This is a genomic window from Gelidibacter mesophilus DSM 14095, assembly GCF_000423005.1.
Lineage (GTDB): Bacteria > Bacteroidota > Bacteroidia > Flavobacteriales > Flavobacteriaceae > Gelidibacter > Gelidibacter mesophilus.
This window is the reverse complement of sequence record NZ_AUHD01000011.1, coordinates 51,948-78,303: the sequence shown is the minus strand read 5'-3', so window position 1 is coordinate 78,303 and position 26,356 is coordinate 51,948. Positions and strand designations below refer to the sequence as shown.

28 protein-coding genes and 1 other RNA gene are annotated in these 26,356 nt (G+C 35.4%); 14 read left to right on the top strand and 15 right to left on the bottom strand.

The annotated features are described in order from the left end of the window. Positions 1-64 precede the first annotated feature (64 nt). Positions 65-1,099: a glutaminyl-peptide cyclotransferase gene (locus G525_RS0113315; protein ID WP_027126607.1), complete on the bottom strand. Its 1,035-nt coding sequence runs from the start codon at positions 1,097-1,099 to the stop codon at positions 65-67. A gap of 88 nt (positions 1,100-1,187) precedes the next feature. On the opposite strand from G525_RS0113315, the gene ffs reads away from it, so the two are divergent. The 3 genes from ffs (at position 1,188) to fsa (ending at position 3,011) form a co-directional block, all read left to right on the top strand. Then, positions 1,188-1,286, top strand: an RNA gene (gene ffs / locus G525_RS22105) — signal recognition particle sRNA small type. Between the two features lie 152 nt (positions 1,287-1,438). Next, a complete protein-coding gene (locus tag G525_RS0113305) occupies positions 1,439-2,242 on the top strand; it encodes an SDR family oxidoreductase (RefSeq protein WP_027126606.1) in 804 nt (267 codons plus the stop codon). 115 nt (positions 2,243-2,357) lie between these two features. Beyond that, positions 2,358-3,011, top strand: coding sequence for a fructose-6-phosphate aldolase (fsa, locus tag G525_RS0113300; RefSeq protein ID WP_027126605.1), 654 nt, complete (start codon positions 2,358-2,360; stop codon positions 3,009-3,011). Between the two features lie 193 nt (positions 3,012-3,204). Here the strand turns inward: fsa and G525_RS0113295 are convergent, their stop codons facing one another. Then, entirely contained in the window at positions 3,205-4,632 is a 1,428-nt protein-coding gene (locus G525_RS0113295) for a TlpA family protein disulfide reductase (RefSeq protein WP_027126604.1), read from the bottom strand. Between the two features lie 240 nt (positions 4,633-4,872). Between G525_RS0113295 and G525_RS0113290 the strand changes: the two genes are divergently transcribed. Continuing rightward, the gene (locus tag G525_RS0113290; RefSeq protein ID WP_027126603.1) at positions 4,873-6,498 is read left to right on the top strand and encodes an ABC-F family ATP-binding cassette domain-containing protein; all 1,626 of its coding nucleotides are present in this window, start codon (positions 4,873-4,875) and stop codon (positions 6,496-6,498) included. A 48-nt stretch (positions 6,499-6,546) separates the two neighbouring features. On the opposite strand, the gene G525_RS0113285 is transcribed toward G525_RS0113290, so the two are convergent. Continuing rightward, entirely contained in the window at positions 6,547-6,783 is a 237-nt protein-coding gene (locus G525_RS0113285; RefSeq protein ID WP_027126602.1) for a putative signal transducing protein, read from the bottom strand. A gap of 173 nt (positions 6,784-6,956) precedes the next feature. Here G525_RS0113285 and G525_RS0113280 point away from each other — a divergent pair, with 173 nt between their 5' ends. Continuing rightward, entirely contained in the window at positions 6,957-7,541 is a 585-nt protein-coding gene (locus G525_RS0113280; RefSeq protein WP_027126601.1) for a fasciclin domain-containing protein, read from the top strand. A 114-nt stretch (positions 7,542-7,655) separates the two neighbouring features. Here the strand turns inward: G525_RS0113280 and G525_RS0113275 are convergent, their stop codons facing one another. The 4 genes from G525_RS0113275 to nhaC all read right to left on the bottom strand — a co-directional run bounded on the left by G525_RS0113275 (position 7,656) and on the right by nhaC (position 10,603). Then, positions 7,656-7,913: a DUF6952 family protein gene (locus G525_RS0113275; protein ID WP_027126600.1), complete on the bottom strand. Its 258-nt coding sequence runs from the start codon at positions 7,911-7,913 to the stop codon at positions 7,656-7,658. Next, positions 7,894-8,208: a thioredoxin family protein gene (locus G525_RS0113270; RefSeq protein ID WP_027126599.1), complete on the bottom strand. Its 315-nt coding sequence runs from the start codon at positions 8,206-8,208 to the stop codon at positions 7,894-7,896. Before G525_RS0113270 ends, G525_RS0113275 begins: the two co-directional genes overlap by 20 nt. A gap of 70 nt (positions 8,209-8,278) precedes the next feature. Further along, complete coding sequence (locus G525_RS0113265; RefSeq protein ID WP_027126598.1) at positions 8,279-8,923, bottom strand: peroxiredoxin; 645 nt, start codon at positions 8,921-8,923, stop codon at positions 8,279-8,281. A 195-nt stretch (positions 8,924-9,118) separates the two neighbouring features. Continuing rightward, positions 9,119-10,603 carry a Na+/H+ antiporter NhaC gene (nhaC, locus tag G525_RS0113260; RefSeq protein ID WP_027126597.1) on the bottom strand — a complete coding sequence of 495 codons (1,485 nt, stop codon included), beginning with the start codon at positions 10,601-10,603 and terminating at the stop codon, positions 9,119-9,121. 457 nt (positions 10,604-11,060) lie between these two features. Between nhaC and G525_RS0113255 the strand changes: the two genes are divergently transcribed. Continuing rightward, entirely contained in the window at positions 11,061-12,437 is a 1,377-nt protein-coding gene (locus tag G525_RS0113255) for a S41 family peptidase (protein WP_245577799.1), read from the top strand. Between the two features lie 321 nt (positions 12,438-12,758). Here G525_RS0113255 and G525_RS0113245 read toward each other — a convergent pair whose 3' ends face one another. Then, positions 12,759-13,958 carry an aminotransferase class I/II-fold pyridoxal phosphate-dependent enzyme gene (locus G525_RS0113245; protein WP_027126595.1) on the bottom strand — a complete coding sequence of 400 codons (1,200 nt, stop codon included), beginning with the start codon at positions 13,956-13,958 and terminating at the stop codon, positions 12,759-12,761. Between the two features lie 167 nt (positions 13,959-14,125). Between G525_RS0113245 and G525_RS0113240 the strand changes: the two genes are divergently transcribed. From G525_RS0113240 to lpdA, 3 genes are all read left to right on the top strand, one after another. Next, complete coding sequence (locus tag G525_RS0113240) at positions 14,126-14,584, top strand: Lrp/AsnC family transcriptional regulator (protein ID WP_027126594.1); 459 nt, start codon at positions 14,126-14,128, stop codon at positions 14,582-14,584. A 4-nt stretch (positions 14,585-14,588) separates the two neighbouring features. Continuing rightward, the gene (locus G525_RS0113235; RefSeq protein WP_027126593.1) at positions 14,589-15,215 is read left to right on the top strand and encodes a CPBP family intramembrane glutamic endopeptidase; all 627 of its coding nucleotides are present in this window, start codon (positions 14,589-14,591) and stop codon (positions 15,213-15,215) included. Between the two features lie 118 nt (positions 15,216-15,333). Next, positions 15,334-16,734 (top strand): dihydrolipoyl dehydrogenase, encoded by a 1,401-nt coding sequence (gene lpdA / locus G525_RS0113230; RefSeq protein ID WP_027126592.1) that lies wholly within the window; start codon positions 15,334-15,336, stop codon positions 16,732-16,734. Between the two features lie 62 nt (positions 16,735-16,796). Here the strand turns inward: lpdA and G525_RS0113225 are convergent, their stop codons facing one another. The 3 genes from G525_RS0113225 to G525_RS0113215 form a co-directional block, all read right to left on the bottom strand. Beyond that, on the bottom strand, positions 16,797-17,387 hold the full coding sequence (locus tag G525_RS0113225) for a hypothetical protein (protein WP_027126591.1): 591 nt from the start codon (positions 17,385-17,387) through the stop codon (positions 16,797-16,799). A gap of 142 nt (positions 17,388-17,529) precedes the next feature. Then, on the bottom strand, positions 17,530-18,246 hold the full coding sequence (locus G525_RS0113220) for a LytR/AlgR family response regulator transcription factor (RefSeq protein ID WP_027126590.1): 717 nt from the start codon (positions 18,244-18,246) through the stop codon (positions 17,530-17,532). Beyond that, a complete protein-coding gene (locus tag G525_RS0113215; protein WP_245577798.1) occupies positions 18,246-19,184 on the bottom strand; it encodes a sensor histidine kinase in 939 nt (312 codons plus the stop codon). Before G525_RS0113215 ends, G525_RS0113220 begins: the two co-directional genes overlap by 1 nt. A gap of 302 nt (positions 19,185-19,486) precedes the next feature. Between G525_RS0113215 and G525_RS0113210 the strand changes: the two genes are divergently transcribed. After that, a complete protein-coding gene (locus tag G525_RS0113210) occupies positions 19,487-19,900 on the top strand; it encodes a MotA/TolQ/ExbB proton channel family protein (RefSeq protein WP_245577797.1) in 414 nt (137 codons plus the stop codon). Positions 19,901-19,955: 55 nt separating this feature from the next. Here the strand turns inward: G525_RS0113210 and G525_RS0113205 are convergent, their stop codons facing one another. From G525_RS0113205 to G525_RS0113190, 4 genes are all read right to left on the bottom strand, one after another. Continuing rightward, positions 19,956-21,524, bottom strand: coding sequence for a M28 family metallopeptidase (locus tag G525_RS0113205; protein ID WP_027126587.1), 1,569 nt, complete (start codon positions 21,522-21,524; stop codon positions 19,956-19,958). Positions 21,525-22,001: 477 nt separating this feature from the next. Further along, positions 22,002-23,042, bottom strand: a complete 1,041-nt coding sequence (locus G525_RS0113200; protein WP_027126586.1) for a M28 family metallopeptidase — start codon at positions 23,040-23,042, stop codon at positions 22,002-22,004. 92 nt (positions 23,043-23,134) lie between these two features. Continuing rightward, a complete protein-coding gene (locus tag G525_RS0113195) occupies positions 23,135-23,545 on the bottom strand; it encodes a hypothetical protein (RefSeq protein WP_027126585.1) in 411 nt (136 codons plus the stop codon). A 3-nt stretch (positions 23,546-23,548) separates the two neighbouring features. Next, complete coding sequence (locus G525_RS0113190; RefSeq protein WP_027126584.1) at positions 23,549-24,331, bottom strand: DUF3108 domain-containing protein; 783 nt, start codon at positions 24,329-24,331, stop codon at positions 23,549-23,551. Between the two features lie 225 nt (positions 24,332-24,556). Here G525_RS0113190 and G525_RS0113185 point away from each other — a divergent pair, with 225 nt between their 5' ends. The 4 genes from G525_RS0113185 (at position 24,557) to G525_RS0113170 (ending at position 26,055) form a co-directional block, all read left to right on the top strand. Next, positions 24,557-24,742 carry a CsbD family protein gene (locus tag G525_RS0113185; RefSeq protein ID WP_027126583.1) on the top strand — a complete coding sequence of 62 codons (186 nt, stop codon included), beginning with the start codon at positions 24,557-24,559 and terminating at the stop codon, positions 24,740-24,742. Between the two features lie 227 nt (positions 24,743-24,969). After that, positions 24,970-25,164, top strand: a complete 195-nt coding sequence (locus tag G525_RS0113180) for a hypothetical protein (protein ID WP_027126582.1) — start codon at positions 24,970-24,972, stop codon at positions 25,162-25,164. A 26-nt stretch (positions 25,165-25,190) separates the two neighbouring features. Continuing rightward, positions 25,191-25,487, top strand: a complete 297-nt coding sequence (trxA, locus tag G525_RS0113175) for a thioredoxin (protein WP_027126581.1) — start codon at positions 25,191-25,193, stop codon at positions 25,485-25,487. Positions 25,488-25,602: 115 nt separating this feature from the next. Beyond that, positions 25,603-26,055, top strand: a complete 453-nt coding sequence (locus G525_RS0113170) for a pyridoxamine 5'-phosphate oxidase family protein (RefSeq protein ID WP_035479678.1) — start codon at positions 25,603-25,605, stop codon at positions 26,053-26,055. The last annotated feature ends 301 nt before the right edge of the window (positions 26,056-26,356 follow it).

Genomic DNA, 26,356 nt, shown 5'->3' with positions numbered 1-26,356 from the left:
AGGTTACATTTAAATTATTATTGGAAAATTTCAGGGATTTTCCCTAGCTCTCAAAATGAGGATTCTATTTCACAAATACCTCTACTTCAAACAACTTGTCCCAATCTTTTCCGGTAACAAATATGGTCTTGGTTTCAGGATTATAGGCAATGCCATTTAAGACATCCAATTCAGGATGCTGCTTGACCAATTTTTGAAGCGGGGAGAAGTCAATAACGCCTTCAACAGCACCATTTTCAGGATTGATGATCAAAACGCCATTCCGTTGGTAAATGTTGGCGTAAATTTTTCCGTCAATAAATTCCATTTCATTTAAGCGGTCAATCTTACCAGTGTTAGTATAAATTTGGATATAGTCTTCCTCTACTAATGTGTCTGGGTTGAGTTTCCATATTTTATTGGTACCATCCGTTTTGAAGATAGATTTTCCATCATTACACAAACCCCAACCTTCTTTGCTTTTTCCATAATTAAAACTGCCGGTTTTCTCGAAGGTATCCACACTATATACAAAACCGATGTTTTCTTTCCAAGTGAGTTGGTAAATATTATTATTCAGAATGGTCAAGCCTTCACCAAAGTATTGGTTGCCCAAATTGGTGTTTTTGAGAACCTCGCCAGTTTTATAATCTACTTTTCTAAGTTTTGATTCTCCGTATTGTCCAGTACTTTCATATAAAAATCCGTCATAAAACTCCAAACCTTGAGTATAGGAGGTAATATCATGCGGATATTCATTCAAGATTTTATAACTATAAATTTTGGGAGCGACATTGTTTAGGATGGTCAAATTTGTGTGCGCTTCTTCCGTAGTTTCATCATACGTAACGGTTGCCGTAATAGTATGCACACCTAGCGGCATATCTTTGGCGTTAAAATTTTCGTCTATCTCTGACTTATTAATTTTGTAGCTAATACTGTTGATAGTTTTATTTTTTGGGTTCTCAATAGATAATTTAATTGTTTCCCCGAGTGCAATTGTGTTGTTTTTAGCATCCGTTGTGATGGAAAAATTACTTTTTTTACCATTCGGATTGTCACCACAAGTCCATAATAAAAGACTTAAAACAGTGATTATAAAAAGTTTAAAAGAAGACATAGACATGATATATTTTTAGGCAAGGTATTTAATTAAATTCAGTTTGAAAAATCATTGCAAAAGTACGAAAAGATTGTATCTTTGCAGCTGGCAAGTCCTACACAACCAGCTCCTGCTGAATCCTCCAGGGCGGGAACGCAGCAAAGGTAAGTGGTCGTAGCGGTGTGATGTAGGTAACTTGCCTTTTTTTGTTTTTGCAAAAGCAGAAATCTCAGAGTATATTTTCTTGAATTCCCGTCATCCACTCCAGTTTCAATTTTTAATCTCCTTTTAACTTTATATTGTATTTTTGAAGGAGTATTCATTTCTAGTTTTTTCATTGATAATTTATATTTCCAAATGTCTAAAGTTGTATTGATCACAGGAGGTTCTTCAGGAATAGGTAAATCTGTTGGCGAATTTTTAACGCATAAAGGATTCACGGTTTACGGAACAAGTAGAAATCCCGAACGGTATACCGGCAGTCAATTCAATTTAGTAAAACTTGATGTTTCTGATACTGAATCCATAAAAGCGGCCATTACAACCGTCATAAAGGAAAAGGGGCGACTGGACGTGTTGATCAACAATGCGGGCGCCGGTATTACCGGACCTATTGAAGAAACGCCTGACCTTGAAATCCAACGAAACTTTGAAACTAACTTCTTCGGACCTATACGAGTTATCAAAGCCGTTTTACCGCAAATGAGAGTTCAAAACTCGGGCCTCATTATCAACATAACTTCCATTGCAGGATATATGGGTCTACCATATAGGGGAGTTTATAGCGCTAGTAAAGGGGCTCTGGAATTGATCACTGAAGCCTTCAGAATGGAAATAAAAGGCTTCAATATTCATATGACCAATGTTGCTCCAGGTGATTTTGCCACCAATATTGCTGCGGGTCGTTATCATGCACCAATTCTAGAAAATTCACCGTACAAGAAGACCTACGGCGATACCTTACATTTAATGAATGCGCATGTGACTGCGGGTAAAGACCCTCATATCATGGCAGAATCCATCTTCAAAATCATAAATACTCCAAAACCAAAGATTCATTATAAAGTAGGGGAATTTATGCAGAAATTTTCTATTGTTTTAAAACGTATCTTGCCTGATAAAGTCTATGAAAAAATGTTGATGAAGCACTATAAATTATAAGAACATAAACAGCTGTAGGGTGTTGAAATGTTTTCATTAAATTTCCTACAACATCTTTGTTATTAATTGTAACTTTGCGCTACGTTAAACACAACTTATATACATACTTTTATTTATGAAATTTTTTATTGATACTGCTAATTTAGAGCAAATTAAGGAAGCCCAAGACATGGGGATTTTAGATGGTGTCACCACTAATCCATCATTAATGGCTAAGGAAGGCATTACTGGAACTGACAATATTATGAAGCATTATGTCAATATCTGCAAATTGGTGGACGGTGATGTAAGTGCTGAAGTGATTGCTACAGATTTTGATGGTATGGTTAGGGAAGGAGAAGCATTGGCTGAACTTCACGACCAAATTGTGGTCAAATTGCCGATGATAAAAGATGGCATCAAGGCTTGTAAATATTTTAGTGATAAAGGTGTTAAAACGAATATGACTTTAGTCTTTTCTGCCGGACAAGCTCTATTGGCTGCAAAAGCAGGAGCAACTTATGTATCTCCTTTCATTGGACGTTTGGATGATATCTCTACAGATGGATTAAACCTGATTGCCGAAATTAGAATGATCTATGATAACTATGAATTTGAAACAGAAATTTTAGCAGCATCTGTACGTCACACCATGCACGTCATTGACTGTGCTAAATTAGGCGCAGATGTCATGACTGGTCCTTTAAGCTCCATTACCGGATTATTAAACCATCCGTTAACGGATATCGGATTAGAGAAGTTTTTAGCAGACTTCAAAAAAGGAAACTAATGCTGTGCAACCTAGTTCATAAAAAAGGCTTCAATAATGAAGCCTTTTTCTATGAGTGAAAGGTACTACCGAAACACATTGTATTTTGTTGGTTCGACTAAGTCCGTCTCTTGGGCAGGATCGAAAGCCAAAACCCAAAAGCGAAGCGCCTAAAGTTTGCTTCGTTGATCTCGGAAACTGAATCCTTACAGAATTACTGGTTCAATTCTTGCAATTTGTCCTCAAATTTATTGTGGAACATATTGTAGTAGGAATCTTCAATACGCATCTCCTTGTCAACCACAATTATTTTGTAAACCGTATTAAGCACTAGGGTCTGTTTGGCACTAACAGGATCTTTAAATTGATATTCGCTGTCAATTGGGAATTTGAATTCGCCTAAAGTTCTTTTCCAATATTTCTTGTCATTGTCATTGATATTGATTGCAATAAAATCAATATTTGGATATTTTTTCTTTAGATCCCTTATTTTATAATGACTGTTTTTATAATGGATTTTTAAGTTTGACGACCAAAAATATATAACTGTTGGCTTTGAGATCAAATCACTGAAACTATGCTGCTCATTGTTATAATTAACCAAATCCAGATCAGGAAGTAGTTCACCTGGTTTAAGTTTTTTTATAGCGCTATAAAGACCTTCAATGTAATTTTTATCTTCCGTACTACTGCTCATTTCAAGATAGGAGGCAATAACTTCTTTTATGGCAGTAGAATCTTCACACATCGATATGAAATCGCGAGTGGTATTTTTTAATAATTTATTTTTTATGGTGTCATTTGAGATACGCTCATTCATTAACCTTAATTTTTCTAAATTATAGACCACAGAATGTCTATTGAAAACAGCATCTTCGGGAGAATTTACATAGAATTCTTTCAATGCCATATTGTTAAAGTGAGAATAGAGAAAGCGATTATAAATAAAAAAATCACCTAACGAACCAATGTTATAATCAATGTCCTTTCTATAATCATAAAATTGGGGAGGTAGATTCTTATAGTCTTTTAAATTGCGATACCCATAATAGGCAAAAGGATACATCTCTTTGGAGCTATAGTAACTGTAATTAATACTGGTTTCTGCTACTTTATCGAAAATATCTGAAAGTTGCCTTTGGTTAGAAAACTCAGCAAGTCCATTTAAACGTTCAGCTCTTGACGAATCAATATAATGTTCAAATTTTTCTGGCTCGAATTGGGAGATATTGATGAAATTTGCTTGATCAGCCTCATTTTCAAGAAAAATCTTTATCAAAAAATTATTCTTTCTTGCACCTTCTCCGGTAAAAACGAGAGACTCATCAAAATCAATAGTATTCAATCTTAACATGACACTGTCCTTTGGCTCTAAAAGAACCATTTGATACTGTCCCCCATGAATAAAAGTAAACAACCCTGATTTTAAAGGATCTAATTTGGTAAAAAAACGATTGTTGTGATTGAGGAAAAGAGTGTCAGAGTTTTCTGCCTGTGAATTAGGCGAGAACAATAAAACGTAATCATTAGTGGGATTAATAATTTCGCCTCCAAAATAAGCAAATCTATCAACTTCATTAGCATTTTTTTTGCAACTGAAAAGCGTTGACAAAAGCATTAATGATATAATGTAGATTCTCATAAACATAAGGGTTATTGGAGCTGGTTGGATTATAAACAAAAATAAATATAGTTTGTGCATCAAGCTGTTAAGGCGCTGTTAAATGTTTCCTTCCGCAACAAGATGAAATCCTTATATCATCGATAAAGACTGATATTTCAATTAAATTGGTTCAGCAATAAGAGTGTTTAAATAGAGTGCTTTAAGTTTCATAAAATGCTAGGTTTTTTCTACTTTTGCAGCAAATTAAATACCTATAAAATGTTATCAGTTTCTAATCTTTCTGTTCAGTTTGGCAAACGTGTCCTTTTTGATGAAGTAAGTACCAGCTTCAATCAAGGTAATTGCTACGGTATTATTGGTGCCAATGGTGCAGGAAAGTCTACTTTTTTGAAAATTCTGGCAGGTAAAATGGACCCAACATCAGGGCATGTCCATTTGGAACCAGGAAAGCGTATGTCGGTTTTAGAACAGGACCATAATCTTTATGACGATCACACTGTATTGGAAACCATCATTATGGGGAACAAGCCATTATATAATCTGAAATCGCAAATTGATGCGCTTTATGCCGACTATACTGATGAAAACGCCGATAAAATAGGGGAACTTCAAGTACAATTTGAAGAAATGAACGGCTGGAATGCAGATAGTAATGCTGCCGCAATGTTATCGAATTTGGGCATTAAAGAAGAGTTTCATTATACTTTAATGAAGGATTTGGATGGCAAGCAAAAAGTACGGGTCCTCTTGGCACAAGCTTTATTTGGAAATCCGGATGTATTGATCATGGATGAGCCTACCAACGATCTGGATTACGAAACCATCTCATGGTTGGAGAATTTTCTAGCGAATTACGAGAACTGTGTGATTGTAGTTTCTCACGATAGACATTTTTTGGATTCTGTTTGTACCCACATCTCTGATATTGATTTCGGAAAGATCAACCATTATTCAGGAAACTATTCATTTTGGTATGAATCTTCACAGTTAGCGGCAAGACAGCGTTCGCAACAAAACAAAAAAGCGGAGGATAAAAAGAAGGAACTTGAAGAGTTCATTCGTCGTTTCTCTGCTAACGTAGCAAAATCAAAGCAGGCCACAAGTAGAAAAAAGATGATTGAGAAATTGAACATTTCAGACATCAAACCTTCCAGCCGCCGTTATCCAGCGATTATTTTTGAACGTGATAGAGAGGCTGGCGATCAAATTTTAAACATCAACGGGCTAGAAGCTTCATTGGATGGCGACATATTATTTAAGAATGTAGACATTAATTTGACCAAAGGAGATAAGGTAGTGATTTACTCCAAGGATTCTCGTGCTACGACGGCATTCTATGAAATTCTCAATGGTAATTTGAAAGCAGATAAAGGAGAATATCAGTGGGGAATAACGACAGCACAATCTTATTTACCCTTGGATAACAGTTCCTTTTTTGAAAATAAATTAACGCTTGTCGATTGGTTGCGCCAATGGGCAACTACTGAAGAAGAGCGTGAAGAAGTACATATCAGAGGGTTTTTGGGGAAAATGATTTTTAGTGGCGAAGAAGCACTGAAGACATCAAATGTATTGTCCGGAGGTGAAAAAGTACGTTGTATGCTGAGTAGAATGATGATGATGAGAGCTAACGTTCTAATGTTGGATGAACCTACCAACCATTTAGATCTTGAAAGCATTACGGCGTTTAATAATTCCCTATCGAACTTTAAAGGGACTATATTATTTACGACGCATGATCATGAGTTTGCACAAACTGTTGGAAACCGAATCATCGAACTGACTCCAAATGGAGTGATTGACCGTTATATGACGTTTGATGAGTATATGGACGATAAGAAGATCCAAGAACACAGAGAAAAAATGTATGCCGTAACTGCATAATTTTATTCTTAAAACCATAGTAAAGCCCTGAAGAGATTCAGGGTTTTTTTATGCTTCCAATTCAGATTTTACCGCTGCTATAATTGGAATAGCGTGATCGAGCTCTTCCTTAGATACATAAAGTTCTTGCAGTCCTTGTATTGAAGATGCAAATCCTGCCAATCTTCCTAATTCAGACTCATCTTTAATAATGGCATTTATGCCTACACTTTCCAACCGATCCACCACCAATTGAACAATAATGAAACTTCCTGAAAAAACTTTTACATAATCAGTGTCTAACATAATTTCAAATATGACTAATTAAGATACAAAAAATAGCTTTATAAAGCTATCTATTTAAAATGGAAAATTTGAATCAATTGGTCCAAAAATAAAATTAATAAAACCGACTTTCATAAAACAACGTAGATAAGCTGAATGAAAAATATAACTATTCAATTTAAAAAATCAACATTATGAAAACGACAAAATTATTCAGTATCGCATTAGTATTAGGTTCAATTTTTATTGGCCAATCTGTCATTGCTCAGGAGAAATTGATGAAGCAGGAAACAAAAATGGTAGGTGGTGCTGAAATGTATCCAACAAAAAACATTGTAGAAAATGCCGTAAATTCTAAAGATCATACGACTCTGGTCGCTGCAGTTAAAGCTGCCGATTTAGTAGAAGTGCTCTCCAGTGAAGGCCCATTTATAGTATTTGCTCCTACCAATGCTGCTTTTAAAGCTTTACCAAAAGGCACTGTTGAAACCTTACTAATGCCTGAAAATAAAGCGAAATTGCAATCAATTTTAAAATATCACGTTGTTGCAGGAAAATGGAACGCCAAGGATATCGCTAAATTAATTAAGGAAGCTGATGGCAAAGCAAAAATTGAAACAGTGGCTGGTGGTACATTAACCGCTTGGGCCAAAGGAAAGCAGGTCTATATCACTGACGAGAACGGAAATTCAGCAAAAATAACTATTGCAGATGTGAACCAATCTAATGGCGTAATTCACGTTATTGATGCCGTACTCTTACCTGGAATGGCCAAATAGAATAGTAGTTCTATTCTAAAAATAAACCCGTTAAATTACGTATTTAACGGGTTTTACTTAAAAATTAGGTATAAAGATCCATTTATTTGAAATGGTTTTTTTGATAGACTAATATTATTTATCTATAGAACCCAATACACGGGACATAAAAGTATTTAGCGCTTCTTTTTTAGGCGCCCCTTCTTTAACCAATTTCTGTACTTCCAACGCACCGTACATATTAGAGATTAATTCTCCAATAACGTCAAGCTCTTCGTCTTTTAAGGAAGATACCTCGGTAAGGTTTTCCAATGTTTCAATGGTTTCGATCACAAAATCCTCATCATTATCCTCAATAAATTGGGTGAGATGTTTAATTACTGGTAACTTCATTGACTAAATCTTTTAAAATTTCAAATTTGTTAGTCTGAACCTGATCTACAAAAGCACCATTCTTGAAGATGGCAAATGTAGGTAAGTTATCTACAGTTGCTAGTTTTCTAGATTCCGGAAACTTTTCAGCATCAGCCATAACAAAGGTCATGTTTTCATTTTCTGTTGCAAGTTTCTTAAATTTTGGTTTCATAATTCTACAATTACCACACCAACTTGCTGAATATTGAACAATTACAGTCTCATTATCTGACACTAATTGTCCTAAATTATCTTGTTCTAATTCTTTGACCATAACTATAAATTTATAATTAATAAAAGTCCCTGCCAAAAGGCAGGGATATTTGTTCCAACTCTTTAAATGCCTAGTTTAAATGTGCTTTTAGATACTCTGCAGTACCTTTTGCATTTGCTTGCATGGCATCTTTACCTTCTTCCCAGTTTGCAGGACAAACTTCTCCTTTTTCTTGAACATGCGTATAAGCATCAATTAAACGAAGATATTCCTTAACGTTTCTACCCAATGGCATATGGTTGATACTTTCATGAACAACAGTACCTTCTTCATCAATAATATACGTTGCTCTATACGTGACATTGTCACCTTCAACGGTTACAATACCAGTTTCTTCATTATAGGTTTCATTTGTGATATCCAAGATACCTAGAGTGGATGCTAAGTTTCTGTTGGAATCGGCTAAAATTGGATAGGTAACACCTTCAATACCACCATTATCTTTAGATGTGCTTAACCATGCAAAGTGAACTTCAGGAGTATCGCAAGATGCGCCAATCACAATCGTATTGCGTTTTTCAAATTCTGCTAAATCAGCTTGAAAAGCATGTAATTCTGTTGGGCATACAAAAGTAAAATCCTTTGGATACCAAAATAACAGTACTTTTTTGTTATTCTTTTTTGCTTCTTCAAGAACATTAATGGTGAATGTATCACCCATTTCATTCATTGCGTTTACTTTTAAATCTGGAAATTTTTTTCCTACGAAAGCCATATTATATAATTTTATGATTAATATTATTTCTACAGCAAAACTATCCATAAATAGGCATATTCACCATAGATAATGATTATATAAAATTATATTGTTATAAATTTTATGAATAGTTAATTCAATATCAACATTAGTTGTTTCAGTTCTAAACAGTTGCTTAATTAGGTACTGAAAATAGTTGATAAAAAGGAAAGGTTATTTATGAGCGACAAGCTGTCTGATTTTTATTCTAAAAGCCGCAAATATAAGCGTCATAAAAGGACTTAACCAATTAAAGATTGCATAACCAGCATAATGCATTGTGTCCACGCCAAGAACCCCACTATGATAGGCGCCACACGTATTCCATGGTACTAATACGGAGGTAACCGTTCCGCTATCCTCAAGCGTTCTTGAAAGATTTTCGGGCGCCAATCCTTTGTCTTTATAGGCTTGCGCATACATTTTTCCTGGTACTACAATTGCTAAATACTGATCGCTTGCAGTAAGGTTCAGGGCTAGACAACTGGCGACGGTGCTTGCAAAGAGTCCGAAAGTGGTATGGAATAATTTTAAAAGTGATTTACTTATGGCAGCTAATGCTCCAATGGCATCCATAATTCCGCCAAATACCATTGCACAAAGAATTAGCCAAACGGTGCCCAACATGCTCGACATGCCTCCTGAAGAGAACAATCCTTTTAATGCTTCATTATCTGTAGGAATTGCCGTATCTACCGTAATCGCATCCATAAGACCTTTATAGCCCGTTTCAAAATTTAAGGAACTTCCGCCACCAATGGAGGCCACAATATTTGGTTGAAAGAGAAGAGCCGCCAAGCCACCCAGTAAGGTACCAGCCATAAGTGCAACTAAGGGCGGTGTCTTTTTTACAATCAGCACAATAACCAATACTGGAACGACAAAGAGCCATGGGCTGACATTGATTGATGTATCCAAGGCGGTTAAAATATCCTGAGTATTAGCAGAGCCTGTGGTGTCAATATTTAAGCCAATAACCACAAAAACAACTAAAGTAACCGTTAATGTGGGGACTGTGGTATAAAGCATATATCTAATGTGAGTGAACAAATCCGTTCCCGCCATGGCCGGAGCCAAGTTTGTAGTATCGCTCATCGGAGAAATTTTATCACCAAAATAAGCCCCTGAAAGAATGGCTCCCGCAGTCATTCCTAGGTGAACACCCAAAGCTTGTGCAATCCCAATGAGCGCTATACCGACGGTTGCCGATGTTGTCCAACTACTGCCCGTGGCCACAGATATGATGGCGCAAATAATAACACAGGCCGCTAGGAATATCGTAGGATTCAAAACTTGAAGTCCGTAATAGATCATGGTAGGAATAATACCGCTTATGAGCCATGTGCCAGCAAGCGCGCCAACCATGAGAAGAATGATGATGGCACTTCCCGTTGATTTTATATTCTCGGAAACTTCCTCAATCATTTGTGAAAAAGTGACTTTGTTAAAAACGCCAACAATCGCTGCCACACCACCGCCCAATAATAGAACAAACTGATTGGATCCACCTAACGCATCACCTCCATAAATATAGACGTTATATGCTAACATCCCCACTAGAGCAAAAACAGGAATTAGAGCCTCCCAAATGTTCAATTCTTTATTTTCAACGATATGTTCATCCTGAGGTACTCTTGGTTTAATATCTTGGCTTTCCATTAAGAAGAGATTATTTAATTTGCGTTAGGTTCTAGTACGTAATGTTACGATTTTCGACAAACCTATGCAAATCAAATTATTCAACACGCTTTAATCCCTGTACATTGGGTACTTATAAAAAAATAGTTCCAAGCCTAGGCAACCTTTCTTAATTGTTTTGCGTCTGTATTAATAGAAACGAAAAACAAATATTGTCATGGCATTATAAATCAAAAAACTTTTAAAATCGCGTACGACTCTAGTACAACTATTTATTGCATTAGTTATAACCTCTTGTGCTAGTGTTGAAAAGCACATCCTGAACGTCACAAAACAGCATTCTGTTGAAAGCTTACATGAAGATATAGATAAAGTTTACGAAAAACTACAACGAGATCACCCACATTTATATCAGTTTACCTCTAAAGAAGTTTTAGATTTTAAGTTCGATAGCTTAAAAAAAGCCATTGATAAACCAATGGATAGTTGGGCGTTTTATAAGGAGTTATCTGTAGTTACTAAATATGTAGGTCAAGGTCATTTGTCGCTTTCTCCACCAAGTATTAAATTAACAAAAAAAGAGCGTAAAGCCTTCAATAAAACCAAATTTGATATCGATAATTTAGATTTTGAATATTTAGATGAGAAGTTGTTTATTGTTAATGCTAGAGGAAATGATTCTGTATTAATCAACGCCGAAGTTTTAAAAATTGAAGATGAAAAGCCTCAGGATTTAATTAGTAATTATAAAAAAATTATAGCTTCTGATGGTTATAATACCACTTTTCATAATAGAATAGTAGGTACCCGTTTTATGAGGTATTATACAAATGATAAAGGCCTTTTTGATAGTATTACGCTCACCTTGAGAAACACTGACTCTACGTTTGTCAAAGTGTATAATCGTGTGTTAAAAAATGATTCTACGGCTTCCAAAAATGACGCTCTTAAATCAGATGCGTTAAAATCCATAGACCAGAAAAAAGTTAAGCTCACTAAAGCAGAACGTAAGGCGAAAAAGATAGAATCTAAAGCTAAAAAAAAGCATAATCAAAAATACGGTTATATAGTTTCAAGAAATGAATATACACGAAATCTAAACTTTGTAGGCAAGGATAGTACCGTGGCCTTATTAAAAATTCGAGGGTTCTCAAACGGAAATTATGAAGCTTTTTATGATGAGAATTTTAAAATCATGGATTCCCTAAAGACAGAAACTTTAATAATTGATTTACGAAATAATTTTGGAGGAAGTTTAAATGATATCGCTTATTTGTATTCCTATCTTACAGATAAAAATTTCACCATGATCAATCCAAGTGAAGTACATTCTAGAACACCGCTTTTAAAAAGTACGATGAGTAGTAATACAACACCTAATTTGGTCAAGGGTGTCTTTGTTTTGGGTGCACCAATATTTGCAGCTATCGAGGTCTTGAAAACAGAAAAAAAAGAGGGTGTTCTTTATTATAAGCTTAAACCGTCTAAAGAGCAGGTGCCAAAACCATTAAATTTTAAAGGTGAAATTTATGTGTTAATCAATGGGAATTCATTTTCGGCATCAGCTGTATTATCGGCAAAACTGCATGGAGAAGAACGCGCAACTTTTGTAGGTGAAGAAACGGGAGGCGCATACAATGGAACAGTTGCTGGGTTTAGTGAATACTACGAATTGCCTAATTCTAAAGTGCAAGCTAAATTTGGTCTTATGTATATAGACGCTACTATCAAGACTATGAGCGATGGTTATGGTGTAAAACCAGATGTTGAGATTCTACCTACTTACAAAGACCGATTAAATAATGTGGATCCAGAACTAGAATGGATTTTAGAAAATATAGCGCAAAATAAGTAAATAACTTAAATACGGGTTCAACAAAAAGAAATGGAAAGTCTTGTAAAAGCAATAGCTACAAGGCTTTTCCATTTCAATAATTTTCGCCAACTCGAGTGAAAACCTTGACCGGTAAAAATTTAACAACTATAGAAAACACAAGTACATCCATTCGTAAGATTTCATTTTATATGCGAAATTTTTAACGGCCTTGAGATTCCCTCGATAATGAGAGCTTTACAAACGGAATTTAGCTACTCAGATGTGATAAAAAATCTTTGGATTCTATTTCTGGCTAGAGATGGTTATGCTGAAAATATCATGGAGCACTTGTGTCTTTAATTACAAAATATCCAACTCTTTCATGCAGTCCTTCATCATCTCATATGTCCTTTCAATATCCGCATCCAAACCAATTGAGAAACGGATCAACCCATCACTCAAGCCCATTTCTTTTTGCTCGTCCTCAGGAATTTCTGAAGATGTCGAGCTACCAGGAGCTGAGAATAGTGTTTTGTAGAATCCAAGACTGACGGCAAGATACCCTAAGTTTTCCTTTTGCATCAATTCCATTAAGGCATTCGCTTTGTCCAATGACCCCACATCAACCGTCAACATCCCTCCAAATCCATACTTTTCATTCATCATAGATTTAAACAAATCGTGAGATGCGTGCGATTTTAATCCAGGATATACCGTTTTTAAGCCATCTTTTTCAAACTGTTCGGCCAAATACATGCCATTCAGACTATGTTGTTGCATCCTAATATGCAAAGTTCTCAAGTTTTTTAAAATTGAAGCAGCTCTTAAACTATCCATGGTGGCACCTAATAGCATACAAGCACCATCATTGACATTCCTCAAATCGTCGATAAACTCTTGAGTTCCACAAATAACCCCACCAACGGTATCACTGGAGCCATTGATAAACTTGGTTAGACTATGAATCACAACATCAGCCCCCAATTGTGCTGGAGAAATGGATAAAGGCGAAAACGTATTGTCCACGATAAGTTTTAGACCGTGCTTTTTGGCCAAATTTGCCAAACTTGAGATATCTGCAACTTCCAATAATGGATTGCTCACGGACTCGCAGTAAATAACTTTTGTATTTGAGGTTATAGCGGCTTCAACCACATCTAATTTAGTGATGTCAACAAATGATGTCTTAATGTTAAGTCGTGGTGTAAAATTTTTCAAAAATGCATAGGTTCCGCCGTAGATTGTTCGGCTTGACACAATATGATCCCCGGCACCGCAAAGTTGCATCAAGACTGGCGTAATGGCTCCCATTCCGGAAGCGGTAACAGTTGCGGTTTCCGTACCTTCCATGGCGGCAAGCGCTTTTCCTAAATAGAGATTGGAAGGGGTGGAATGGCGTGAATATAAATAACATCCATCGGCATTGCCCTCAAAAGTATCAAACATGGTTTTTGCAGAGAGGAAGGTGTAGGTTGACGAATCAGAAATAGAAGGGTTAACGCCTCCAAATTCTCCAAAGTATTGTAAATCTTGTATATTATTTGCTGGTTTAAATGCCATGACTATTGTATTATTTAAGTTAATTGTGATGCGAATATGCAGTAATTCAGATTATTTATCAATAGATATAACACTATTTAGATTTATAATCTAATAAACTGAAATTATATAGATTTTAAATAATCATTTTCTACATTTGTTCAATTTCAACTGAAAATTTTTCATTTATGACTTTTGATGCCATCGATAAAAAACTACTGGGACTTCTTCAAACCAATAGTAAACAAACTAATAAGGAGCTCTCCATACATCTCAACCTTTCTGTCACAGCAGTTTATGAGCGGATAAGAAAGCTCGAGAAAGCAGGTGTTATCTCAAAATATGTCGCTTTGGTTCAAAAGGAAAAAGCGAATAAAAGCTTTGTGGCGTTCTGTCATATTAAACTCATACAACACACACAGGATTATGTGGTTAAGTTTGAAAAAGAAGTCACTAATCTTGCAGAAGTGATGGAATGTTACCATATTAGTGGTGATTATGATTATCTCTTAAAAGTTATTGTGTCAGACATGGAAGCTTTTAGGGAATTCATGGTCAATAAATTAACTTCTATCGACCATATTGGCAGTACCCATAGCATGTTTGTTATTAACGAAGTCAAACATACCACTGCTATAAACATGTAGATCAATGCAGTCAGTCAGATACAAACTCACTGAATTTTTCTTGATTTTTATAATCTTGCCGGTAAGTTTTGCGTTGGATTATCCTTTTGTAATTAAAGCGTTTCTTGCTATTTCTGGCTTTGGATATGTAATTTTCGTGTTGCTGAAAGTTGAGGACAATAAATTTAAAATGGCACCAAACTTAAAATGGAAGTCGTTTTGGAAACATGTTTTCATTAAGTTGTTGGTCATTGCATTTTTAACTATTGGATACATGTTTCTGACTGCTGAATCAGAATTGTTCCATGTGTTGTACAAAAAACCAAAACTTTGGGTGGTTATATTGTTCGCCTATGCCATGTTTTCAGTTTACCCACAAGAACTTATTTACCGTACCTTATATTTTCAACGTTACAGTTCGCTTTTTAAAAGCAGGACGCTCTTTATTTTTATAAATGCCATTGTCTTTTCCATGGCGCATATTTTCTACCGAAACCCTTTGGTTATAGTGATGACCTTTTTGGGTGGTATTCTTTTCGCATTGACTTATGAGAAAACTAAATCCACCTTATTGGTTTCTATTGAGCATGCCATTTATGGGTGGTGGCTCTTTACCGTTGGCATGGGGCATATGCTAGGATTTCCAGAATAAATACTGAAGTCCACAATTTAAAATTATAGATTTTAAAAATGGTAGGTCGTAATTCGTAAAACGTAAATCAAAATTGTATTTTTGTAGTTGATTTTAAGTAATATCAAAAAACAACTTTATGAATTCATATGATGTAGCCATTATAGGCTCTGGTCCTGGAGGATATGTAGCAGCCATCCGTTGCGCACAATTAGGCATGAAAACTGCAATTATTGAAAAATATGCAACACTTGGGGGCACCTGTCTCAATGTGGGTTGTATTCCAAGTAAAGCACTTTTGGATTCTTCTCATCACTATGAAGACGCCGTTAAACATTTTGAAGAACATGGTATTGACATTCCTGGGGATATCAAAGTGAATCTAAAACAAATGATAGCCCGTAAACAATCTGTTGTTGATCAAACGACAGGGGGTATCGATTTCTTAATGAAAAAAAACAAGATTGATGTCTATCAAGGCTTAGGATCTTTTAAGGACGCTACGCATATTACTATTAAAGGAGAAGAAGACCTAGAGATTGAAGCCAAGAACACCATTATCGCCACAGGAAGTAAGCCTTCAAACCTGCCGTTTATTGAATTGGACAAAGAGCGAGTCATCACTTCAACGGAAGCTTTAAAGCTTAAGGAAATTCCAAAGCACATGATCGTTATTGGGGGCGGAGTAATCGGTTTGGAACTAGGACAGGTTTACAGAAGACTTGGTGCCGAAGTAACGGTTATTGAATATTTGGATCGTATTATCCCAACCATGGATTCCGGATTATCCAAAGAATTGAATAAAGTCTTGAAGAAGGCCAAGTTCAATGTAAATGTATCGCATAAGGTAAAATCTGTTGAGCGAAAAGGTGATGAAGTGATTGTGAAAGCAGACAATAAAAAAGGTGAAGAAGTTGAATTTAAAGGCGATTATTGCTTGGTTTCTGTAGGCCGTCGACCTTATACAGATGGTCTAAACGCCGAGGCTGCTGGAGTAAAACTGACCGATAAAGGCCAAGTTGAAGTCAATGAGCATTTGCAAACCAACGTCAAAAACATATACGCCATTGGCGATGTGGTAAAAGGAGCAATGTTGGCCCATAAAGCTGAGGAGGAAGGTGTTTTTGTTGCAGAAACCTTAGCGGGACAAAAACCTCATATTAATTATAATTTAATTCCTGGTGTGGTTTATACCTGGCCAGAAGTGGCGTCTGTTGGACAAACAGAGGAACAGCTGAAAGAAGCAGGCGTAGCTTATAAAACAGGTCAATTTCCAATGCGTGCACTAGGTAGAAGTAGAGCCAGCATGGATTTGGACGGATTTGTAAAAGTACTTGCAGATAAAGAAACAGATGAAATTCTTGGGGTCCACATGATTGGCGCTCGTGCTGCAGATATGATTGCCGAAGCTGTTGTTGCCATGGAATTTAGAGCATCAGCAGAAGATATCTCGCGTATGTCCCATGCGCATCCAACCTATACGGAAGCCCTTAAGGAAGCGGCATTAGCTGCCACCGAAGATAGAGCTTTACATATCTAAAATAATAGTATCTAACTATTAAAAAACAAAAAAGCGAGCACATGAGTGTTCGCTTTTTCTATTTAAAGTTCTTGAAGTAAATCTTTTATTCGTAGCTTACTGGTATAATCAGACTCATTCACGTCCCTAACCAAGCAATAGGCATTGACGGCTCTATCTTTTACCTTATTAAATAGTTCTTTCATCGTGTAAGGTCCATATTCTTTAGAGCGTTGAATATAGAAGAACTCATGTTCAGAAATAATCTTGGACGCCTTTTTCAGATATTTTTGCTTTAAAAATTTTTGGACATCTTCTTTAGAGTTGATGACATCTAAATATTCCGTTGAATTAATAAAAAACGAATATTCTTCAGATGACTTCTGGTTGAGCACAAGCATGTCATTATCCTTATAGAATGCTTTTATAAGCACAATGCCATCAGCAGTAGTAATAGAAATGAAATTAGAATTTATAAAACTCCATCGTGTAGTTGTTACTTTGTCGTTTTCTGAAATGACCAACTCATTGTTAGGTTTAAACACATACATCGCATGGGTATCCTCAATACCATTGATCAACACCCATTCTTGATTGATAAACTGTTTATCATGATGCAATAAATAATCAAAGGGCTCTAGTTTTGGGACGATATTGTATAGAAAATTTCTCAATTTGAAAAAATTTAATAGGTTAAGACTTATTCTGTTAAACAACTCTGTTTCAATTCCTATTAAAAATACAAGTTAAATTCTTATTGACACTATTTGAACGATGTTGTGACGCTTTTTTAGTTGAAATGAATTTATAAGCCAATTAGAACTGCTCAAGCTGACCTAAAACCTCTTTTTTATAACTTCTACTGATCGTTAAAGCTGTGTTCTTAACCACGACATGCTCATTGGTAAAAGAACTGATATGAGCGGTTGAGACTATAAAAGACCTATGGATCCTGAGAAACTGATTACTTGGTAGCTTGGCTTCTATGGCTGTTATGGTTTCTCTTGTAACCACGACCTCATTATCGAGATGGATCTTTAAATAATCACTATAGCTTTCTATGTATAAAATATCCACAAAATCAATTTTTACCATACGCCGATCAGAGCGAACAAACATAAACGTCGTGATATTTGAACGAGATGGGGCAGGAGCTTGTGATTTTGAATGCACTTCAAAATAGGTAGTTACAGCTTTTAGAAGACGCTCAAAAGAGATAGGTTTTAGTAGATAATCTACGGCTTGTAACTCAAAACCTTCAACAGCATAATCCCGATAGGCCGTCGTAAAAATAATCTTGATTTCACTATTTATGGATTTGGCAAACGAAATTCCTGAGATTTCAGGCATATTGATGTCTAAAAATATTAGATCTATCTTATGGTTATTGATAACCTTAAACGCCTCTACGGCTTTATTGCAACTCGCAACAATAGTTATGTTATTAATTTTTGACAGATGGGTTGCTATAATTTCTCGAGCAATGATTTCGTCATCAACAATTATACAGGATATGTTTTTTGTTTTTCCCATTAACTGTGTTTTAATTTTAGACAGACCTTGAACATTTTCTCCTGCTGTAGAATATTTAAATCGTAGTTATTTTCATATAACAGATCCAAACGTTTTTTGATGTTCTGCAAGCCTATACCTTTTAATTCAGTGTTTTTTGTAGTGTTCGTATTTTCAATCCTAAAGATGATTTGATCTGGTGTACAAATGAGGTCAATTGATATCTGCAATACGCCATTGACTAAACTACCATGTTTAAAACTATTTTCAACAAACGGAAGTAACAGCATAGGTGCAATTTTATAAGACGTTGAAATGTTATGAAGATTAAAGTTCACGTTGAGCGTATTGTTAAAACGCATGTTTTCAAGAGCTATATAGTCTTTTATATGTTGAATCTCATTGGTCAATAGAACAAACGGCTTATCTGACTGATAGAGCAGATAATCGAGAAGGTTAGAGAGTTTTAAAATCATTTCAGGTGTTTCGTCCGCTTTCTTCAAAGAAAAGCCGTAAATGGTGTTTAAAGTGTTGAACAGGAAATGGGGATGAATTTGCATTTTAAGATAGTTGAGTTGCTGTTCTTTTAGTTTTAATTGGGTGGTCAGAATTTTGGTTTCCAATTTCTTTTTCTGTTCCAATTGCCTTATATTAAGTTTCAACAATTTAAAGGCACTTACCACCAACACGACCAGATATACGGCAATCATGACAAAAAACAGATTTCTGCTGATAGGTGCCATCTGTTCATACTTAAAATGGGAAAGGTATATCAGGCCATAAAAGATAGAAACTATGATCAAATATCCCGATACGATGAGCGTATATAGACTGTAAAGACCAAACAGCAGATATTTCTTTTTAACAAGGTACTGTGGGATTAATTTATAGATGGAAATGTATGTGGTCGCCATTGTAATTGGCATTAAAAACAATGAAAACGAAAGTATATAGTTCATATCGCTGCTGTCAAAACCAAAGAAGTACATAAAAAAAACAAGAACACCGCACCAAAAAAGAAGATGCATGAGTGCTTGGATCAATGTGTTTAAGATAGGTGATTTGTGCCGCACGGTTAATTTTTATATACAATAATACTATAATTTTAATGCGAATTTGAAAATTGGAGATGAACGACAGAATTAGCACCCGTTTCAACCGAACCGTCATTTAAGGCGCTCGATCGGTCATCGGTCGCATTATAAAAACCTATTAGGAAATGTGGTTTAAGTTTGTAGTATGTTTAATTTAAAATTGATGTATGATGTTTCTAAAATTAATTTCTCAAACTCCAGCCGTCATGAATAACCCATTTGCGGATCGGTTTAATGAGGGTGGTCCTTTTATTATGACGCTTATTTTAATAGCGCTTATCTTGTCCATAGTTTTTATGAGCATTGGATTCATAAATTTGAAAAAAAAGCCAATGACATCGAAAAAAATGACCCGATTAATTGCTGACGTGAGTCTGTTAGGTTTGGTGTTGGGCTTTCTAGGGTCAATCTTGGGAATGATTGAAGCTTTTGATGCCATTGAGGGATTTAATGATTCAGTAAATTCATTGATGATTGCTGGAGGATTAAAAGTTTCTTTTTTGACTACGCTATTTGGATGTTTTGTATTTATTATTTCAAGAATAGGAATTATAATATTAAAAGGACTTCAAAAGCCGTAAACAGAAAAAGGCAAACCGTTTGGTTTGCCTTTGTTAATTTTAAAGATCTGTTGTGTTATTCAATTGGTTTGTCAAGTGCAACACGTTCATCTCTATTTGCTAATTCCCAAGCGGTATAAAATACAAGTCGCGTTCTGTTTTCCAATAAATCATATTCAATTTTATCAGGAGTATCAGACGCTTTGTGGTAGTCATCATGCGTTCCGTTAAAATAGAAAATGACTGGCACATTATTTTTTGCAAAATTATAATGATCTGATCGGTAATAAAAACGATTTGGATCGTTATCGGCATTAAACGTATAGTCTAAAGTGACGTTAGCATATTTTTTGTTCACCTCTTCTGAAACATTATGAAGTTCCTGACTTAATTTGTCCGAGCCAATTAAATAGACATAGTTCCTGTCTCCCTTGCGTTTGGGATCGATTCTTCCTATCATGTCAATGTTCAAGTTGGCAATCGTGTTTTCCAAAGGAAAAATCGGATCTACATCAGTATAATAACTTGAACCCAACAAACCTTTTTCTTCACCAGTAACGTGTAAAAACAAGATAGAACGTTTTGGACCATGGCCTGCTTTCTGTGCGATTCTAAATGCTTCTGCGATTTCCAAAATAGCCACAGAACCAGAACCGTCATCGTCAGCACCATTATAAATTTCGCCATCTTTGATCCCTTCGTGATCTAAATGAGCTGAAATAACCAAAACTTCATCTGGTTTTTCTGAACCTTTTATGAATGCCACCACATTTTCAGAATTTACATCTTCAGAATTGCTGGTGATTTTAATTTCGACATTCGCCTTTAGATTTTTAGAGATATCATTCGTTTCAATATCCGCTAAAAGTGCTTTCCCTAATTTGTTGCTAATTAAAACTTGCACCATTACATCCTGCTTGTCCTTCAAACCAATTCGACTGTCACGACCTGATTTAGCTGCAGCCTGCATATAATTGGAAGCCATTTTTAAATAGGCATCGTCCATATATAAAACAGCTTTCACTCCTTTTTGCTTCGCAACTTCTCTTTTAGAACCAAGGGCCTGTCTTCCAACGGACCATTTAGTATCTTCTTTAGTTCCAGAAGTGACATATGTACCATCGGCATTTTTAGGTTCTCCAACTTTTATCAAAACAATTTTATCTTTCACATCTACACCTATGTAACTGGAATAGTTGTCATCTTCAATTCCGTAGCCTGCGTAAACAATATCAGATGCGTTGATGGTTTGTGTTGCCGCTGATCCAGAAGTTACAAGATCAGTATAATTTTCAAATGCCGCACCATTGACTGTAATGGAAGTTTCTGGCGACTTCTGATTTAGCAAAGGTACTTCTTGAAAATAATCACCTTCTGAAATTGGAGAAGGAATACCAAGTGCGACATAATGTTGCTTTAGGTATTCAACCGCCATTTTCTGACCTTTACTGCCGGTGTCACGCCCTTCAAATTCGTCTGAAGCAAAAGTATATAACATTGTTTTTAATTCATCAGCAGTTATGGTGTTACCATATACTGTTGGATCAATTTCAACTATTTTTTCTGTAATCGGCACAGTTTGTTGGCTTGAACCACAACTAAGAATGCCCATTGCGATACATGCAATAATAAGAGACTTTTTCATTAAGATTTAAATTAATTAGAGATGAAATGCGATAATACGAAAATCACAAGAATTTTACTTTTAAACCTGAATTCATTTAACAAACTTTAACAAAGCAAATGTTTTTTAATTTGCAGAACTTAAACACCAATCTTAATGATTTATTAATTATTAGGATTCAAATATATAAGTTTGCGAACCTTCAGGATCTCTCAAAGACCATTAATCTTAGGCGGTCTTTTATAGTTTGGTGAACATGCTCTATAAAAAGCTAAAAGCCGAGACGAACTACAAGTGGCTGTCCTGCCTTTAAAGAAAACCAAAGTGTTTTAAGGTTTATTGTTAATGGCACCAAAGTGGATGCTGACTACATTGACATCATAATATTGGAAAGAAACAAATTTCATGGCCGTTTTGGCGTCGGTGGTGAGAAGAATAGATGTCTTAACTTCTCGATTGTTACTTTAAGTATCCTGCATGGTCCTGATGCATAACGTCTCAAATTTTATCAACTTTAAGTCGCTCTTTGGAATTGGCAAGATACCAAGCGGTGGAAAAAATGAGTTGGGTTCGTTTCTGCAATAACGGAAAATTGATTTTTTCGGCAGTATCCGTAGGCTGATGGTAATCTTCATGCTCTCCATTAAAATAGAAGATAATGGGAATATTCCGCGAGGCAAAATTATAATGGTCAGAACGGTAATAAAAACGGTTGGATTCATTTTCTTCGTTATATCTATAATCCAGCTTTAAATGTGTGAATTGTGAATTCGCTGCTTCGGAGATATAGTGAAGTTCTGTACTTATTCTATCAGCGCCAATAATGTAAATGTAATCGTCGATTTGCTTTTCTTCATGAATTTTATCTATCCGCCCAATCATGTCAATGTTTAAATTTGCTACGGTATTTTCTAAAGCATAAATAGGATTTTTAACGTAATAACTTGACCCCAACAATCCAGATTCTTCAGCCGTTAAATGCAAAAAGAGCAGACTTCGCTTGGGGCCATGACCTGCCTCTTTAGCGAGCGAAAAAGCTTGGGCAATTTCCATAAGAGCGGCAGAACCTGAAGCATTATCATCCGCGCCATAAAAGATGCCATCTTCAGTAACACCCAAATGATCTAAATGTCCGGAAATAATAATGACTTCTTCAGGGAATTCTGAACCTTCAATAAAGGCCACAATATTTTGTGTGCTGGGACTATCTTTTGAAAAATGTGATTTTGGGATTCTTTGGTAATAATTATCCGTTCCCAAAGGTGATGAGATTCCATTATCCATATAGAAATCCTTGAGAAATTTTGATGCTTTTTGAAATCCTGCTTTCCCCGTTTCACGACCTTCAAAATTCTGTGATGCTAAAGTAAAAACATGGACACTTAATTCATCAGGCGTAATCGTATGACTGTATTTTATAACAGTTTGAGGATCCTCAAAAACAATATTGTCTTTTAAGATTTCAATTTTTTGACTGTGCCTAATATTCGCACAGGAACCAACGAGAGATAGGGCAGAGGCAATGAAAAGGACTTTCATTTAATAGGGATTAATTTAGTAACTAAACAAAGGGAATACAAGAAGCCATACGTCAATTTTGAGCCGTATTTTGATTTCTTCAGAAAATAGACTTATTTATCTAATAAACCTTCTAAGTCGGGAAGTTCTTCAGTAGTTGTGGTATCGAGATTGGATTCATCAAATTCAATATCCATATCTTCTATTTCCAATTCTTCTAAAATATGTTTGGAATCTTCTACGGATGCTTCTTCTTTTAATTCTAATTCTTCGGTGTTGCCCATTTCTGCAGAGTTAAAAACAGCTTTGTACGTGGTTAAAACCAATGAAATTAAGGTCATTAAAAATATCAATTGCACAGATTTTTTTGGTAATTGCTTTTGTTTGGAGATATATAAAGCAATACCTCCAAAAATCAATGCAGCAAGTGCAGGTAAAAACGCTATTTGCGATAAAGGCGTTACAGCCAAAACCAGTGCTAAAACTGCCGCTATGATTCCTAAAACAATAAAGAGTTGTCTCATGATCTAATTTTTTAATCCGGTTGCTGATTTAATTTTAAGTTCGCCGTTGCCCACCGGAATTTTAAACTTGGCATAAACAGGAACTTTATTGGCATCTGCCGTAAGATATAATAAATTGTCGTTAGACCCACCTTTCAGAACATTCTTGTTTTTAAGGGACAATGCAAGCTTGTAGCATTCTTTTTTGCCCAGTGCAGTAGTGATGGTTTCTTTTCCCACATACTTCACATTAATAACCATTTCTTCATTATCAAAAATAACCTTGAAACTCTGTGTATCGCCTTGCGCAGCTTTATGGATGTCCAAATTTCGAATATGGTAAATAGTTGCTACAATATCTTTGGTGCCACCGTTAATTTTGACCGTGGCGATTTTATCATAAGTTTGACCTTTGCTATTCTTTTTTCGCATTAAACTTTTAACTGAATTCGTTTTATGGCTATAGGTGTACTGCATAAATTTATAGTAATTGCCTTCACTGATGTCGCGCTTATATAGGTATGGTGTCAAGCTGGTTGGACTCACATAACTTTCATAAAGATCTCTGATTTTAAAAAAATTGTCCCACTTCGCATAGGTGGCTGCGGTACATTTCAGATGTAGAAGTGTTGCTTTTGAAGTTTTTACCTGACCAGTTTCCATGGTAACTTGGGCAATGTCAGTCATCAATCCAGACATATTATAAGACGCCGTAAAAACTAGTTTTTCTCCAATTCCAATGCTGGTGTTCTGGGCAAATTGAGCTGAGCTAAGCATCAAAAGTGCAATTAAAAAGAAATATTTCATAGAAAAAATTTGGGGTCAAAGATATTTATTATAACACTACTAAATGCAAATATATTTTAGGGTTATTAACTTTATTTTCCATGTTTAAATAGACTCCGCAATTGTTAAATTAGTCCCAAATTTGTATAGCATCAAGGTTTTCGGCTTTTGAGTTATCCCAACGAAAATGATTTATCTAATTTTATGGAAGAACAAAACAAATATTAACTCTAAAATTTAAATATTATGAATTCAGATCAATTTGAAGGTAAATGGAAACAAATAAAAGGTGATTTCAAAAAGAAATATGGCAAAATTACCGATGATGAATATACGGAAGCCGAAGGCGATTTCGATAAGTTAGCCGGAAAAGTACAAGAGAAATACGGCAAATCTAAGGAAGATTTAAAGAATGAAATCGATAAGTGGTAGAATGCCATAATTGATTTAATGAAAGTTCCCAAATGATACAAAGTTTGGGAACTTTTCTATTTCATAGTCTAATCTTACCTTTGTATTCCATTTCATGAAATACGATCGCGCATCATTAAGAATGATGAGATTTTTTTATTTATTACTAAATTGTGAACTAGAGAGAATTTGGAAATGATTCCAGTATTCAGAATCTAAAAAATACGACACCAAAAAAAGTACCAATTATGGAAAAGTCTAAAGTTAAAAAGCAAAATAACAGACAGGAGGACGAAAAAAGAAATCCTGATTCAAAAAATAACGCGCCATCCAAAGAAAAGGAATGGGACCCTGATCCTAATGAACGCGACGAAGAAAGCAGGACAGATGAAAAATTGGAAAATCTTAAGGGGGTTCGAAAGCCCAAAGATGAAGATAACTAATATTGTAAAATTTAAACAGCATATCAATGAAAAGTAATTTTAAAACCATCATCGATTCAAAAACTCCAGTATTAGTCGATTTTCATGCCACGTGGTGCGGGCCTTGCAAAAGTCTAGCGCCAATTTTAGAACAGGTGAAGTCAGACCTGGGAGATAAGATCAAAATAGTAAAAATTGATGTTGATAAAAACCCTTTATTAGCGGCCAATTATCAAGTAAAAGGCGTGCCAACCATGTTACTATTTAAAGAGGGCATGCAGGTGTGGCGACAATCTGGAGTGTTACAAAAAGAAGAAATTATCAGGGTAATTAACTCAAATTAGCGCGTTTATATTAAAACAATGTTCTGTTGATCGTGAGTAAACAGTTCAAACTGACATATATCATTGTTAACGACAGGGGATAGTGGTATCTTGGACTTTTAAAACAAACACTATCATGGATAATTTAGAGGAAAAGGATTGTTTATATATTCTTAAAAACGACTATTTAGGACACTTGTCCTATATCTACCAAAATAGGCCTTTTGTGGTGCCCATCACTTATTTTTATGATGCTGAAAGACATGTGATCATCTGTTACTCGGCTGAAGGCCATAAGATGAATGCGATGCGGAAGAACAATCAAGTGGCATTAAATGTTGTTGATGTAGACGGCCTTACCAAATGGAAATCAGTAATGATCCATGGAAAATTTGAGCAACTTTTTGGTAGCGATGCCAAGTCTTACCTTCACGTTTTTTCACTGGGAATTAAAGAATTGGTTGCCGAAAAGGAATTGAAAGAATTGAGCTTTATCAGCGAGTTTTCCAGTAAGGTGATCAACGAGAATTTACCAATGATCTTCATTATAAATATTGATGAGGTTTCGGGTAAAATGAGACGGAACTAAACGCCTCCATATATTTTAGACTTTTTTCTGGTTTCTAATTTGTGTTTCGTGATAGCTTAAAAGTTTAATAGAGTGCAAGCGCAGATAAAAATGGTCGTCTGAACATCTGTTTCAGACGATTGTTTTTTTGACTAAACTCGATTTGCTTCAGACCAGAACGAATTCGAGCTAATGCTGATTTTCGGTATAAATTTTGTTCCTTTTAGAAGTTGTAAGATTGTTGGTCGTTACAGATTGTTATTTTTCTCATTTTTCATCTCAATTGTAGTTTTGCCAATTTTGTTTTTGATTCATTTTATTG